Source organism: Reyranella sp., from assembly GCF_965229815.1.
Lineage (GTDB): Bacteria > Pseudomonadota > Alphaproteobacteria > Reyranellales > Reyranellaceae > Reyranella.
The window spans coordinates 3144513-3159567 of record NZ_CBDDJN010000006.1 but is presented as its reverse complement, the minus strand read 5'-3'; the positions used below and the strand labels follow the sequence as shown (position 1 = coordinate 3159567).

Annotated in this window: 14 protein-coding genes; 10 read left to right on the top strand and 4 right to left on the bottom strand. The window is 68.9% G+C overall.

Annotated features, from left to right (window positions below):
• Window positions 1-105: 105 nt before the first annotated feature.
• From ACO073_RS26540 to ACO073_RS26530, 3 genes are read right to left on the bottom strand one after another with little or no spacing between them, the layout of a single operon-like run.
• A complete protein-coding gene (locus ACO073_RS26540; protein WP_422001794.1) occupies window positions 106-4104 on the bottom strand; it encodes a CHAT domain-containing protein in 3999 nt (1332 codons plus the stop codon).
• Entirely contained in the window at window positions 4101-4940 is an 840-nt protein-coding gene (locus ACO073_RS26535; protein ID WP_422001793.1) for a hypothetical protein, read from the bottom strand. Before ACO073_RS26535 ends, ACO073_RS26540 begins: the two co-directional genes overlap by 4 nt.
• A gap of 48 nt (window positions 4941-4988) precedes the next feature.
• Window positions 4989-5597, bottom strand: coding sequence for an RNA polymerase sigma factor (locus tag ACO073_RS26530; protein ID WP_422001791.1), 609 nt, complete (start codon window positions 5595-5597; stop codon window positions 4989-4991).
• Between the two features lie 203 nt (window positions 5598-5800).
• On the opposite strand from ACO073_RS26530, the gene ACO073_RS26525 reads away from it, so the two are divergent.
• Entirely contained in the window at window positions 5801-6271 is a 471-nt protein-coding gene (locus ACO073_RS26525) for a hypothetical protein (RefSeq protein WP_422001790.1), read from the top strand.
• A 77-nt stretch (window positions 6272-6348) separates the two neighbouring features.
• Here ACO073_RS26525 and ACO073_RS26520 read toward each other — a convergent pair whose 3' ends face one another.
• A complete protein-coding gene (locus tag ACO073_RS26520) occupies window positions 6349-7572 on the bottom strand; it encodes an ABC transporter substrate-binding protein (RefSeq protein WP_422001789.1) in 1224 nt (407 codons plus the stop codon).
• Between the two features lie 130 nt (window positions 7573-7702).
• Between ACO073_RS26520 and ACO073_RS26515 the strand changes: the two genes are divergently transcribed.
• The 9 genes from ACO073_RS26515 (at window position 7703) to ACO073_RS26475 (ending at window position 15032) form a co-directional block, all read left to right on the top strand.
• Window positions 7703-8476, top strand: a complete 774-nt coding sequence (locus ACO073_RS26515) for an ABC transporter ATP-binding protein (protein ID WP_422001787.1) — start codon at window positions 7703-7705, stop codon at window positions 8474-8476.
• The gene (locus ACO073_RS26510) at window positions 8439-9173 is read left to right on the top strand and encodes an ABC transporter ATP-binding protein (protein ID WP_422001786.1); all 735 of its coding nucleotides are present in this window, start codon (window positions 8439-8441) and stop codon (window positions 9171-9173) included. The genes ACO073_RS26515 and ACO073_RS26510 overlap by 38 nt, the downstream gene beginning before the upstream one ends.
• A gap of 3 nt (window positions 9174-9176) precedes the next feature.
• Window positions 9177-10058: a branched-chain amino acid ABC transporter permease gene (locus ACO073_RS26505; protein ID WP_422001784.1), complete on the top strand. Its 882-nt coding sequence runs from the start codon at window positions 9177-9179 to the stop codon at window positions 10056-10058.
• Window positions 10055-10990, top strand: a complete 936-nt coding sequence (locus ACO073_RS26500; protein WP_422001783.1) for a branched-chain amino acid ABC transporter permease — start codon at window positions 10055-10057, stop codon at window positions 10988-10990. The genes ACO073_RS26505 and ACO073_RS26500 overlap by 4 nt, the downstream gene beginning before the upstream one ends.
• A 27-nt stretch (window positions 10991-11017) precedes the next feature.
• A complete protein-coding gene (locus ACO073_RS26495; RefSeq protein WP_422001782.1) occupies window positions 11018-12106 on the top strand; it encodes a calcium:proton antiporter in 1089 nt (362 codons plus the stop codon).
• A 134-nt stretch (window positions 12107-12240) separates the two neighbouring features.
• Complete coding sequence (locus ACO073_RS26490) at window positions 12241-12984, top strand: RraA family protein (protein WP_422001780.1); 744 nt, start codon at window positions 12241-12243, stop codon at window positions 12982-12984.
• 2 nt (window positions 12985-12986) lie between these two features.
• A complete protein-coding gene (locus ACO073_RS26485) occupies window positions 12987-13505 on the top strand; it encodes an invasion associated locus B family protein (RefSeq protein WP_422001779.1) in 519 nt (172 codons plus the stop codon).
• Window positions 13506-13613: 108 nt separating this feature from the next.
• Complete coding sequence (locus ACO073_RS26480; protein WP_422001777.1) at window positions 13614-14678, top strand: HlyD family secretion protein; 1065 nt, start codon at window positions 13614-13616, stop codon at window positions 14676-14678.
• Window positions 14679-14780: 102 nt separating this feature from the next.
• Window positions 14781-15032 carry a hypothetical protein gene (locus ACO073_RS26475; protein WP_422001776.1) on the top strand — a complete coding sequence of 84 codons (252 nt, stop codon included), beginning with the start codon at window positions 14781-14783 and terminating at the stop codon, window positions 15030-15032.
• Window positions 15033-15055: the final 23 nt, after the last annotated feature.

Here is a 15055-nt window from a genome sequence, read left to right as displayed (position 1 = left end):
GGCCACGCGTGCGTTACTCCCTTGCCCCTGTCGACGAGGGCCTTCGCCGTCATGAGACAGCAGCGCCCGTGGTCGCGCAAGGTGGCAGCGACCGCCGGATGGAATTCAGCGCGGCAGCCAGAGCGGCCGGGCGCCGACCGAGCCCACGATCACGCTGTGCCCGCTGGAGGATGCCATGCCCATCGGCCAGATCGGCAGGCCGGCACCGACCCAGTCCCTCTGCCGCTCGGTGCCATCGGGTGCGAGGCGCACGGCAAGGACCTCGTCGGACAGAAAGGCTTCGTTGCCGCTTCGCAGTGTTGCGAAGTCGGGCATGCGGGTGGGACGCCTGTCTTCCCGGACGGCGAAGGAGCGGCGCAGGCGCCCGACGATCTCGATGTCATCCCCGATCTGGCGGGCCGCCACGGCCGTCGTCTCGAAGGACGACGGGTCGGTCCATATGTTTCTGACCGCACCGTCGTTCGTCAGAACGTAGGCGGCGGCGCGCGTCTGGCCGTCGCAGCCCGACGACGCGTCTCCGACCACGATCCAGCCGCTCCCGCTCGGCAGGGCGTCCCGGGCTTCGAATCCCTCGATCCGGGAGCGCCGCTCCTCGCGCAACCCATCGGTATCCAAGAGGACCAGGTCGGCCGTCCGGCCTTCCCGGCAAACCGCCGGCAGGCCGAGCGCGTTCAGGCCGTCGGCGCGCATGCGCAAGACGGGGCCGCGGTTGGAGACCACGAGGCCGCGCCGGCCGTGGACCCTGAGGATGGCCGAGAGGCGCCACCGCGAATCGCCCGTGAAGGTGAGCGTATGGTGCCGGAGCGGCGATCCGTCGGCATCGAAGCGATGGAGGGTGTAGTCGGCACCGTCGGCGCGTCCGTTCATCGGCCCCGCAAGCGCGAGGGCCTGCCCGTCCGGCGCCGCGGCAACGGCGGCGACCAGCGCACGGGGCGTGTTGGCCGGTATTTTCCGCTTCCAGGCGACCTTTCCGTCTGCCGTGATCCGCCGCAGGACCGCTTCCACGGTGTCGGCATCGGTCGCGGAGGACTCGTAGCCGCCGACGAAGACCGATCCCTCGGCCGCGGCGACAGGGCCTGCCCCCACCAGCGCATCCGCGACCTGCCACGTTGCCGTGCCGTCGATCGCGCGCCGGCGCACCAGGGACGGCGAGCGCTTGCCGTTCCAGGGACCGATCTCCGAGCTCACGAATCCGGCGGCGAGAGGGGCGGCCGCCAGGATCTCGCCGTCTGCCGAGGCATCGACGTTCGCGAACGGCCCGAGTTCGCGGATCGCCGGCGGGTCGGCAGCATCGAGGCGCAACGCGCCGTCGCCAAGCGATATCAGCGCCCCCCAGAAGCGTGGATGCAGCAGGGGGCGCGGGGTGGAGCCGTCCAGGTGACGACGGACAGCCGCCACCAGGGCGTCCGCGACAGGCAGCGCGGCCGGGCCGCGCGCGCGCTCGAAGGTCGCGACGATCAGGTCGCGCGTCAGGCGGCTGTCGATCGTCCACTGGGCGGCAATCGTCGCGGGCACGCCGGCAATGGCGAACGCCGCCGACAGTCCCTGGATCCCGTTGTCGCGGAGAGAGTCCTCGTACCGCGCCGAGTTGCAGGCCGACAGGACGACGAGACGCGTACGCAGCGGCAGGGTGGCGATCTGCGAGGCCGTGAGCAGCCCGTCGTCGAAGGCATCGCCGCGGTCCGCCGGCGTGAGCACCAGCGCGGGCTCCGACAGGCCCGGCAGGTCGGGCAGGAAAACGCCGTGCGTGGCGAAGTGGATGATGTCGAACTCCGAAAGCGGCTGCAGCCTGAATCTCTCCTCACGCGCCTGATCGCGGTCGAGGACACGGACCCGAGAAGCGTCGAACAGGCCGGCCACGCGGCGCAGCTCCTCGGTCGTCTCCGGCAGCTCCTGCAGCGCGGCGAGGGAGGGTGTGGCGGCTTGCCGGGGCCTGAGCACGGGATCTCCCACGCCCAGGTAGTCCAGGGTCGCGTGTCGGGACCGGGAGAGGAGCTTGGTCGCGACGAAGGTCTCGACCGACGCGGTCCTGACGAAGGCATGGTCGCGGATGAGCCAGCGGGCCTGGCGCAGGTCGAAGCCGGATCCAAGCCGGGGAGGAACCGCATCGAGCAGCACGGCGGGAGGTACCGGTTCCGCGAGATCGCGCGGCGCAATGTGGTAGACGCGCGGACTGGCCTTCAGGCAGCCGTCCAGGCCGCCGAACAGGAGATGCCGCATCCGGACGGCGGCTTCGGCTGGAAATGCGCTGTCGGCTTCGATCGAGGCCGCATGGGTCGCCGTCAATGCCGACCAGAGAAGCCGGGCATCCGTCGCGTCGCCCTCGACCTGCTGCTGGAGCGCCGCCGCCGCCCCGTCGCGGCGGATGCAGACTTTGCCCAACTTGCCGAACAATGGCAGGTAAAAGACCAGGGCCTCTTCCGGACGCAGTTGGCGCTGCACGGATGACAGGTCGGCCAGGGACCGATCCTTTTCCGACGCGCCCGCCGAGACGACCTGGAGCAGGCGCCGGTGCTCGACGATGAAGTCATTGGCCACCGCCAGAAGATCGAGGCGCTCCTGCGACAGCGTCGGTGGCGGCCGGCCCGCCGCACCGATGAGTCGGCGGGCGAGGACGGCGAGCTCTTCCTTCTCCCAGGCTCTGCGCCTGTAATCCATCGCACGCAGGCTCTGCACCGCCCGTCTGTGCCCTTCGCCGGGTTGTCTTGCCTGCAGGGTCAGGGTGTCGTCCGGGCTCGACGCCAGCGAGCGGCCGAGAATGACCTGGGACCTCAGCACCAGCGCGAAGTCGGGGGCGGCGGACGACAACGTCGCCTCCGCAGCCAGGGAAAGCACCACCCGGTCGGTCCAGAAGGCAGGCGGGGAGAGGAAGGCCGTCCCACGGGACGGCAGAAGGGCTGCCACGCGCAGCCGGCCGGCTTCGACGAACGCTCGCCTGGCTTCCGGAGGGTCCGACGCCTCGAGCGCCAGGCCCCTTGCGATCTCGCGGAGCGCCCGGGCCGCCCGTTGCCGGTCGGGATCGCTGGTCCAGCCGGACGACGCCAGAAGAGGCAGCCAGCCGGTATCGCTCCGATCCTGAAGGACGGCCCGCGCCAGGATCTCGGCGGCGGCGAAGTCGAACTCGCCGACGCTGGCGAAATGACCCCGGGCGAGGATCGAGGGCTTTCCGGGTGCCAGAGGGTGCGCCGCCAGAAGCGCTGCGATGGCGACCCGGTCGCCGCGCATCACCTCGACGCCGAGCAGATCGCTGTGCGCGCCGGCCCTCAGCTCCGTGCGACGCAGGGGCGCAAGCTGCAACCCGTCGAGGACCGACAGCGCTTCGCGAAACAAGTGCGCGGCCGCGTCATGGTTTCTGGCATAGGCATTCAGGATGGCGAGCAGGTGGAGATGCTCGTAGCGCAGGAAACTGCGGGGTGGCAGGGCCCTCAGGATCGGTTCGGCGGCAATGACCAGGCGAAAGGCCCGTTCGATCTCGTCGTTCGCCACCAACTGGCGGCCGATGCCCAGCAGGAGTCGCGCGGCGTCGAACTGCTGGAATGGGAGGGACAGGGTGCTGGCCAGCGCCTTGTCGACATGGTCGCGCGCGGAGTCCAGATCCTGGTCGCGCACGGCCTGCCACGCCTGCATCAGCTCCAGGTCGGCGAACAGCACCGGATCGGTCGCCGGATTGATGATGGCGGGAGGGGCGCCACGACGCTGGACGTCGGTGAAGGGTTGGCCTGTCATGACGGAAATCGCATCGGCCAAGAGCAGGCTCGACCCGATGGTCGCCGGATGGGCTTGGGCGAGCTGCAATCCCCCCTGAAGTCCATGCGCGCCGACATCGCGAGCGCAGTCCAGATCCCACAGGGCGAGGCAGTTGCGAGCCGCGAACTGGAAGAAGTCCTGCCGCTCCGACGGCGGCAGGCTGGACAAGGTCGACTTCATCGCGGCGATGGCATCGAGGTTGCGGCCATCTCCGATCAGCCGCATGACCTTCTCGGCGGCAGCGACGGATTCCGCAACCTGCGCGGGCGCCGGGGGTGGCAGGGCGCTGACGAGACCGCACAGCGCGGTCAGCAGGGCGAGCCAGCGGCGGCCCGGTGCCATCCTGCGGCCGCTCACGGAACCGTGGTGAGAAGATAGGCGCGGCCGGTGTCGGGCAGCGTGTCGACCAGCCGTCGCAGCGCGGCCGACCGCGGGTCAGCGAGATCGTAGAGGCGCACGGCGATGCGGGGCTCCCCGCGCTGGCTCTCCACGCGTTGTCTCAGCGCCCGGTCGACGATCAGTCGTATCGGCTCGTCGCTTCCCGTCGGGAGGTAGGTCTCGAGCTCTCGGGCGACGACGGGAGCCTGAGAGGAGGAGGGCGGCGCCAGCAGCCTTTCCAACACGGAGGTCGGGATCTCGACGTCGCGGAAGCGCAGGTCCGCCGCCGGGGGCGGCGGTGCACCGTCGCGGCGGCGTATGTCCGAGGGCTCGAAGAGCGCGTCGCGGTCGCCGATCGTCACCATGGCCACCTGGACCGGGACCACGTGCAGTCCCTGGAGCAGCGGCACGACGGCGACGGCCAGGACCGAGGCGACGGCCAGGGCGCCGGCTATACCCATCCATTGCCAGCGTCCGAAGGTCGTCCACCAGGGGCGCGACGCGGCTGATGACGGGGGTGCCCGGCGGCTCAGCACGTGGCTGGAAAGAGACTCCGGCACGGGAGGGCCGCTTGCGGCTGCCGCGAGGAGGCGGCATTCCAGAACGCGCTCGGCGGCCAGGGCGTTTCGGCTGACCAGCACGGCCGCGCGAGCGGCGTCCTCGGTGGACAGCGCACCTGCCATCCAGTCGTCCAGGAGCTTCTCCTGGTCCGGCGACAGCAGCGCCGATTCGCGCCCGGAATTGGCGAGGACGGCCAGCATCACCGGATCATCGGTGGCCGGCTCGTCATGTCCGTCGGGCGGGCGATCGGTCATGGTGCGACCTTAGCATCGCAGAAGGGGACGCGTGCCCCGGCCATGCCGTTACGCCGCCCCGGGAAAGAATTCGGGGGCGCGGCGGCGCACCTCGGTCAGATAGCGGGCCTGGGCGCGGGACATCGCCGTGCGCAGGGCGCCGGCAGACAGATCGAGGCGGGCGGCAATCGCCTCGTTGTCGAGGTCGCGATGCAGGCGATCGCAGATCAGCCGTCGATCACGCGGCTCGAGCACGGCCCAAGCACGAACCCCGATCTGCCGCAATTCCTTGAGCTGGCTGGTCGTAGACACTGTCTCGGACTGGCTGTCCGACAGGGGCTCGAGCTCCATCGGTCCGCCCACCGCTTCCTCCCGGAAGCGCCGGGCACGGTGGACGTCGGTCACGAAATTTCGCACGACCGTTGAAAGATAGACGGGCAGGGACGTGCCGCGCTGCCAGAGCCGAAGCGCACGGAAGCCGTTTTTCATCATGCGCTCGAAGAATGCCTGGAAGATGTCGTCGGCATCCTGGGGTGCGGCGCGCGACCGGATGCAATGATAGATGACGCGGCTGTGGCGATCGTAGAAGGCCTCGACGGCCCCGGGAGCGCCCCTGAGCACGTCGTCGACCAGCTCGATGTCCGACTGGGCAGAAGGGGAAACGGGCGCTCTCGCCAACAAAGTGCTCCGCGACTGGTTGTAGTCTAGGGTAGATCACACGCCCGTGGAACCGCTGGCGGTTCCGCCGTCCGCCGTGCTGCGCGAGCGCTGTAACGATGGCCGGTCGCCTCTCGTCTCTCCTGCGAATGGGCACAAGGTGGGAGACGATCATGGTCAGAAACTACTACTTCGCGATCCTTGCTCTCCTCGGAGCGCTCGCCATGGCCTCGCCGGTCAGCGCCGCGGACGGCGAGGTCGAGCCCTGGGGCCGCGTCGAGGCGTGGGAGATCATGGTTGACAAGACTCTTGCCGACGGTTGCTTTGCGGTCAGGACCTATTCCGACGGCACCGACCTGCGCATCGGGTTCGATATGCGGAGTCGTCAGCTCTATCTGTCCTTCTATGCCGACGCCCTGCAAGTCGTCCGGTCCGGCCGGATGCACACGCTCGAGTTCGTGTTCGACGACGCCGTCAGGCATGTCCGGCCGATGGCGGCGGTCCCGTCGCAGGGTCGTACCGTCATGATCGACACCCTCGACCGGCCCTTCGTTGCCGACTTCGTGAAGCGGACCACGCTCAGCGTTTCCTTCCGGGCGATGGAAGCGACCCGGATCCCTCTCGCTGGCAACGCCGCGATGTTGCTGGCCCTCCTCGAATGCCAGCGTCAGTTCGATCCTACCCGGAACGGTTAATTCGGCTCCGTCGACACGCCTCCGAAAGCAGAAAGGGCGCCTCAAGGCGCCCTTTCGCTATACGATCGGTCGTGGCGTCACTTCACGAACGGACACTTGCCTTCGCTCATCGGACGATAGGCCTTGTCGCCGGGCACAGTGGCGACGAGCTTGTAGATGTCGTCCTTGCCCTTGGACTCCTGCGGCGACTTCACCTGGAAGAGGTACATGTCACGCACGAGGCGGCCATCCTCGCGCAGCTTGCCGTTCTTGGTCATGACGTCGTTGACCGGCATCTCGCGCATCTTGGCCATCACCGCCTTGGGGTCGTCGGTGCCGGCGGCCTGCACGGCCTTGAGGTAGTGCAGCGTCGAGCTGTAGACGCCTGCCGTCAGCATGCTCGGCAGCTTGTCCTTCTTGGCGCGGAAGCGCTTGGTCCAGGCGCGAGTCTCGTCGTTCAGGTCCCAGTAGAACGACTCGGTCAGCACCAGTCCCTGCGCCACCGGGAGGGTCAGCGACTGGACGTCGGTCGCGAACACCAGCAGGCCCGCGAGCTTCTGGCCGCCCTTGACGATGCCGAACTCTCCAGCCTGCTTGATCGAGTTGATCGTGTCCTGGCCGGCGTTGGCGAGGCCGATCACCTTGGCCTTCGAGGCTTGGGCCTGCAGCAGGAAGGACGAGAAGTCCTGCGTGCTGAGCGGATGCCTGACGCTGCCGAGGACCTTGCCGCCGGCCGCCTTGACGACCGCGGTCACGTCGCGCTCGAGCGCGTGCCCGAAGGCATAGTCGGCCGTCAGGAAGTACCAGGAATCGCCGCCCGCCTTCACCATCGCATCGCCCGTGACATGGGCCAGCGCATAGGTGTCGTACACCCAGTGCGCGCCGGTCGGCGAGCAGGCCGGACCGGTCAGGTCGGCCGACGCGGCGCCTGTGTTGATGTCGATCATGCCCTTTTCCTGGGCGATCTTGCGCACGGCGAGGGCCACCGACGAGGTGCCGATGCCGGTGATCATCTTGACGCCGTCGACGTCGTACCAGCGGCGCGCGATCGACGCGCCGACGTCGGGCTTCGTCTGATGGTCGGCCGACAGGATCTCGATGGGGCGGCCGAGCACCTTGCCGCCGACATCCTCGACGGCGAGCTGCATCGCCTCGACCTCGCCGGCCGTGAGATCGCCGTAGACGCCGGAGAAGCCTTCCATGACGCCGATCTTGAGCGGCGCCGGATCCTGGGCCCGGGCGACTGCCGTCAGGCCGAGCGCCGTCGCTCCGACCAGTGCAGCGACAGCGCCCACGCGCCACGCATTGACTGAAACACTCATACGCTTATTCCTCCCATAGGCGGTTACACTCCCCGCACACCGCGAAATCTAACGGCCGCGCGCCCGACACGCCAGTGCTGGACAGCGGCATCAACCTCCGTTTAAGTCGCGGCACCGCATGGGGAGGCGGATGGTACAACAAGACGTCATTCTCGAAGCGACCGGGTTGACGAAGGAGTTCAAGGGCTTTGTCGCGGTCAGGAATGTGGATTTGCGCATCCAGCGCCACACGATCCACGCCCTGATCGGGCCGAACGGCGCCGGCAAGACGACCTGCTTCAACCTTCTGACGCATTTCCTGACGCCGACGGCCGGCCGCATCCGCTTCAACGGGCGCGACATCACGGGCAGCTCGCCCGCGGCCATCGCGCGCCTGGGCCTGGCCCGGTCGTTCCAGATCTCGGCCGTGTTCCCGCACCTTTCGGTGCGCGAGAACGTGCGGGTCGCCCTGCAGCGCCGTCTCGGCAACTCGTTCCATTTCTGGCGGACCGAGCGCGTGCTGGGCGAACTCGACGCCCGGGCGCTGGAGCTGGTCGCCGCGGTCGGTCTGGCCGACTTTGCCGAGCTTCCGGCGGTGGAGCTGCCCTATGGCCGCAAGCGGGCGCTCGAAATCGCGACGACGCTCGCGCTCGAGCCCGAGATGATGCTGCTCGACGAGCCCATGGCCGGCCTGGGGCAGGAGGATATCAAGCGTATCGCCGCGCTCATCCGGACGGTCGCCCGCGACCGCACCGTGCTGATGGTGGAGCACAACATGTCCGTGGTGGCCGACCTGTCCGACACGATCACGGTGCTGGCGCGCGGCGAGGTGCTGGCGGAGGGACCTTACGAGACCGTCTCCAAGGATCCGGCGGTCGTGGAGGCCTATGTCGGAACCGGCGAGACGGGAGCGGCCCATGGCTGAGACGCTCCTCAAGGTCGACGGCCTGCAGGCCTGGTACGGCGAGTCGCACATCCTTCACGGCGTGGGCTTCGAGATCGGCCGCGGCGAGCTGGTCACGCTGCTCGGCCGCAACGGGGCGGGCAAGACGACGACGCTGAAGTCGGTCATGGGCATCGTCGAGAAGCGCACCGGCTCCGTCGTCTTCGAAGGGCAGGAGATCGTGGGACGTCCGTCCGACACGATCGCGCGACTGGGCATCGCCTATTGCCCCGAGGAGCGCGGCATCTTCGCCAGCCTCGACGTCGAGGAGAACTTGATGCTGCCGCCGGTCGTGCGGCCGGGCGGTCTGGGGCTGGCCGATATCTACGAGCTGTTCCCCAACCTGCGCGAGCGCCGTCGCAGCCAGGGCACCAAGCTGTCGGGCGGCGAGCAGCAGATGCTGGCGATCGGACGCATCCTGCGCACCGGCGCCAACCTGCTGCTGCTCGACGAACCGACGGAAGGCCTGGCGCCCGTGATCGTCCAGCGCATCGGCGAGATCATCCGCCAGCTCAAGGGCCGCGGCTTCACCATCCTGCTGGTCGAGCAGAATTTCCACTTCGCGGCGGCCGTGGCCGATCGGCACTACGTGATGGAAGATGGCCACGTGGTCGACGTCATGACGGCCGACGACGTGCGCCAGAACATCGGCAAGTTGCAGGCGTACCTGGGGGTGTAGACCATGTTCGAGCTGATCGGCATTCCTCCCCAGGCGCTGTTCGGCCAGCTTCTGCTCGGCCTGATCAACGGCGCCTTCTACGCCATGCTGAGCCTCGGCCTCGCCGTGATCTTCGGCATGCTGAACGTCATCAACTTCACGCACGGCGCGCAGTACATGATGGGCGCCTTCGCCGCCTGGCTGCTGCTCGGCCTGCTCGACGTGCCGTTCTGGGCTTCGCTGGTGCTGGCACCGATCATCGTCGGGCTCTTCGGCGTCGTCCTCGAGCGCCTGCTGCTGAAACGCATCTACCATCTCGACCATCTCTACGGGTTCCTGCTGACCTTCGGCATGGCGCTGGTGATCGAGGGGATGTTCCAGTGGAAATGGGGCTCCTCGGGCGCGCCCTATCCCAACCCGATCCCCGGCGGCTACAATCTCGGCTTCATGTTCCTGCCGACCTACCGCGGCTTCGTCGTGGTGGCGGCGCTCGTGGTCTGCCTCGCCACCTGGTACGGGATCGAGCGCACGCGGCTCGGCGCCTACCTGCGGGCGGCGACCGAGAACCCGACCCTGGTGCGCGCCTTCGGCATCAACGTGCCGCGGCTGATCACCCTGACCTACGGGCTGGGCGTTGCGCTGGCGGCCCTGGCCGGCGTGCTGGCCGCGCCGATCCAGCAGGTTTCGGCGCTCATGGGCACCAACCTGGTGCTGGTCGTGTTCGCCGTCGTGGTGATCGGCGGCATGGGCTCGATCATGGGCTCGATCGTCACCGGCTTCGGGCTGGGCCTGGTCGAGGGCCTGACCAAGGTCTTCTATCCACCCGCCTCCAACACGGTGATCTTCGTGGTGATGGCGCTGGTCCTGCTGGTCAAGCCGGCCGGCCTGTTCGGGCAGACCCGATGAGCGGCCAGCGCCTCGTCCTCGTCGGGCTCGTCGCCGTGCTGGCGCTCGCCGCGCCCTTCATCGCCTACCCGGTATTCCTGATGACGGCGCTCTGCTTCGCGCTGTTCGCCGGCGCCTTCAACCTGCTGCTGGGCTATGTCGGCCTGATGAGCTTCGGCCACGCGATGTTCTTCGGAATCGCCGGCTACTTCTACGGCCACGTCGTCAAGGCCTGGGACATGCCGCCCGAGCTCGGCCTGCTGGCGGGCGTCGGCGGCGCCGCCGTGCTCGGCCTCGCCACCGGCGCGCTGGCGATCCGCCGGCAGGGCATCTACTTCGCGATGATCACCTTGGCCTTCGCGCAGATGGTCTATTTCTTCTGCGTGCAGGCGCCGTTCACCCATGGCGAGGACGGGCTGCAGGGCATCGCCCGAAAGCCGCTGCTGGGCGGCCTGATCCCGACCAAGGACGACCAGGTCCTGTACTACGTCGTGCTGGCCATCTTCCTGTTCGGCTACGGCGCCATCTATCGCATCATCCATTCGCCGTTCGGCCAGGTGATGAAGGCGATCCGCGACAACGAGCAGCGCGCCCTGTCGCTGGGCTACGAGGCCGACCGCTACAAGCTGCTGGCCTTCGTGCTGTCGGCGGCGCTGGCCGGGTTGGCCGGTGCCACCAAGGCGATGGTCCTGCAGTTTGCCACGCTGACAGACGTCAGCGCGGCCATGTCGGGCGAGGTCGTGCTGATGGCGCTGGTCGGCGGGCTCGGCACCATCGTGGGCCCGATCATCGGCGCCTTCATTATCATCACCATGCAGAACTACCTTGCGGGCGCCGGCGAGTTCGTGCTGGTGATCCAGGGTCTCATCTTCGTGGTGATCGTCATGGCCTTCCGCAAGGGGGTGGTCGGCGAGGTCGCCGCCTGGTGGAAGGCGCGCCGCCGCGTCGCCTGACGCCGATCCTCGCAGCCCGGAGGCCGCATGGCGGATGCCCGTCGGAAGACCTTGTGGCGGATCCTGCCGCCGGCCGGGCTCGCCCTGGCGGTCGTCCAGACCGCCGTCGCCGCGGGCCCGTCGCCGGTCCTCTCGGTCGCGCTGCCGGTGGTGGGGCTGCTCCTGCTGCTGGGCGTGGTCTTCGCCTGCGTCCATCACGCCGACGTCATCGCCCACCGCACGGGCGAGCCCTACGGGACGCTGGTTCTGACCGTCGCCGTCACGGTGATCGAGGTCTCGCTGATCCTGTCGATCATGCTCGCCGGCCAGGGCCAGCCGTCGCTGGCGCGCGAGACGGTCTTCGCGGTGATCATGGTCGTATGCAACGGCGTGGTGGGCCTGTGCCTGATCGTCGGCGGCCTGCGCTATGGCGAGCAGGGCTTCCGGCTGCCCGGCGCCAGCGCCTACCTCGTGGTGCTGATGCCGCTCGCCACGCTGACGCTGATCCTGCCGGCCTACACGACCAGCGAGCCCGGCCCGTACTACACGCCGGGCCAGCTCGGCTTCGTCGCCCTCGCCACCGTCCTGCTCTACGGCGTCTTCCTCTACGTCCAGACGGTGCGCCACCGCGACTACTTCCTGTCGGACCAAGGGCCGGATCCCGACGGGACGGCGCCCGGCCCGCGCCAGCTCTTGGAGAGCGTGGGGCTGCTTCTGGTCGGGCTCGTGGCCGTCGTGCTGCTGGCCAAGGGGGTCGCCGGCGCAATCGAGGGCGCGGTCGTGGGGATCGGCGCGCCCATCGAGGCGGTCGGCCTGCTGGTCGCGCTGCTGGTGCTGCTGCCAGAGACCGTGTCGGCGCTGGGCGCGGCGCGGCGCAACGAGCTGCAGAAGAGCCTGAACCTGGCGCTCGGCTCCTCGCTCGCCACGATCGGTCTCACCATTCCGGCGGTCACCCTGATCGCCCTGCCGCTGCGCGTGCCGCTCGAGCTCGGGCTCGACACGGCGGACACCGTGCTGTTGGTGCTGACCTTCGCCATCAGCCTGGTGACCTTCGGCGGCGGCCGCACCAACATCCTGCCGGGCTTCGTCCACCTGGTGCTGTTCGTGGTCTACGTCTTCCTGGTCTTCGTGCCCTGAAGGGGCGCAGCGCGGGCGGATGCCTCTTGCCCACGAGCCCGCATTCGGGCGAGAACCGGTGCCGATCGAACGAACGCACGTCCCTCGCGCCGCAACCGGCCGGACGGGGTGCGACCGCTGAAGGGGAGACGCTCATGCCCGACACGTCCGTCACGCTGTCCGACGACACCTTTGCCGAGCTGCGCAAGATCGACACGCCGACCATCACCAACGTGGTCGCGACCTACCCGAAGAACCCGCTCTGCCTCGGACTTTACAATCCCTGGACCGAGAACTGGTACACCGACAGCTCGATCCGCTGCCTCTATCCCGAGATGGGCCCGATCGTCGGCTACGCCGTCACCTGCGTCTACGGCCTGCCCGACCCCAACTTCTCCGGCCGCCTGTCGTTCATGGACGTGATCGACGCGCTGGACGCCATGCAGAAGCCGACCGTGCTGGTGCTGCAGCAGAAGTGGCCGCCCGAGATCCACGCCAAGGCGGGGCTGGCCGGGGAGATGATGGTGAGCTCGATGATGGCCGTGGGTTGCGTGGGCATGATCTCCAACGGCCCCTCGCGCGACGTCGACGCGATCCGCAAGCTGCGCTTCCAGCTCCTGCTGGGCGGCGTCACGGCCGGCCACGGCGAGATGGCGGTCCAGGCCGTGAACGTCCCGGTCTCGGTCGGCGGCATGGACGTGGCGCCCGGCGACCTCGTCCACATGGACGAGAACGGCGCCGTGAAGTTTCCCGCGCAGCACGCCGCGGCGGTGGTCAAGAACTCCCGAGCCATGCTCGACGACGAGGCGCGCCGGCTGGTCCTGCTGCGCCAGGCGAAGACCGCGGCCGAGGTGCGGGCGGCCTCGTCCGGCGGCGCGTATACGCCGAAGAAGTCCTGACCGTGGGTTGGCGCGGGACCTTGCGGCGGCAGATCCGCGCCGCCCGTCTTCTGCTGCTGGGCCTCGCCCTGGCGACGGGGGCTGCGGGCGCGCCCGAGGCCAGGGCCCAGGAGGGTGCCGCCGCCTGGCGGGTCGACTGCGCCGGCGACGGCAAGACCCTCGAGTGCCGGGCGATCCAGCAGCTTTTCAACCGCGACGACAAGCAGCTGATCGCCCTGCTGGCCGCCGGGCTGGCCCCCGACACCAAGGCGCCGACGCTGGCCCTCCAGCTGCCGCTCGGCATCAGCCTCGCCGAGCCGATCCAGCTCAAGATCGACAACGGGCCGGTCGAGCGCTTCCCGGTGCAGACCTGCACCCCGGTCGGCTGCATCGTGAACGTGCCCCTGAAGGAGCCGCTTCTCGGTCGCCTGCGGGCAGGGACCACGCTCAAGCTCACCTTCGGCGCTCCCGGAAAGCCCGCCCTCTCGGTCGACGTGCCCTTGCTGGGTTTCGGAATCGCCTACGACAAGGCCACCAAATAGGGCGATTCCCCGGCCGGTAGGCCGTCCCGGCACAAAAATGCCACTATCTCGGGGCCTGGACGCGGCCGCGTCACGCAGCCCATTGAATCGCCAAGGTTCTTGCCTCAAATGAGCGTCTGGACTTGGGGCCGTCGGGTCGGCGACCGGACGGTCGCCGGTGTGGCGGGCGAGACAGAGGTGACGGTGGGCACGTTGAGACGCTTTTTCACCGGGACGCTGGCGATCGGGGCCATCGCCGTCGCGGGCGCATGGATCGCCCGCAGCCAGCAGGCCAATGGCACGGGGACGGCGCCGCCGGAGGCGCAAGGTCCCCTGCTGGCGCGCGGCTACACCGAGGCTCCGGCCGGGACGGTCATGGTCGCGGGTAACCCCAATGGCGGCGCGGTGCTGAACGAGCTGCGCATCAGGGAAGGCCAGGAGGTCAAGCGCGGCGAGATCATCGGCGTGCTGTCCAACTACCCGGCGGCCGAGGTCAGCGTGCAGATGGCCGAGAACACCCTCGCCAAGCTGGAGCGCCTCCGGACGACCGTCCTCGAGGGCACGCGCCGGACCGACATCGCCCTCCAGGAGGACGCCTATCAGTCGGCGCTTCTGAACGACAAGCTGCAGACCATCCTGCGTCCCCGCAAGGGCCAGCCGCCCGAGGAGAGGGAGCTCGACATCTGGCTGGCCGCGGAGAGCCTGCGCCAGCAGCGCGAAAACCTCGAACTCGCCAAGGTGAAGCTCAAGTACGATCTCAAGCAGAACGCGATCGACATCGAGCGCCAGAAGGCCGCGCTCGACAGTGCCCTCGGCACCCGGGAGGAGGCGCTGATCCGGTCGCCGATCAACGGGATCGTGACCCAGATCAACTCCCGCCAGGGCGAGATCGCCTCGGGCGCCGGCATCGCCAAGATCGTCGACATGGGTGAGCTGAGGGTCTTCGCCACCCTGGACGAGCTTCACCTCCATCGTCTCAAGGCGGGTGAGCCGGTCCAGGTCGTCTTTCGCGGCGATTCGACCGTCTATGCCGGCGAGGTGGCCATGGCGCCCATGAGCGTCAAGCGCACCAAGCGCAGCGAGGCCGACCTGGGCGAGGCCAACGTCCGCCAGGTCGAGGTCGAGATCAAGCCGGCCAAGGGGGTCGCGTTTCCGCCGATTCTGGGCCGCGAGGCGCGCGTCACCTTCCTGTGACGTCCCGGGCCGTGGGTCGCGCGCCGTGATGGCGACGGGCCCGTCGCGTCGGGGGTTGCTGCACTGCAACCAATCCTGCCAGCAGGCGTTCATAGAGGTGTCATGCCCCGCGACGACACCGGCCTGCCCGAGATCGACGAAGTGGAACTGAGGGAAGTCGACGGCCACCTGGCCGAGATCGATGCCCAGATCGCTGCCCAGCGGATGCTGGTCCAGCAACTGCGGATGGACGGCCAACCCGTCACGGAAAGCGAGCAGGTGCTGCTCGGTCTTCTCGAATCCTACGATGTGGCGCTGCGGCGCCGCCGCCTGGTCCGCGTGGACCTGCAATTCGACCCGACCGGGCCGCGCTGACGCTCCAGCGCCGGGCGCCTTGC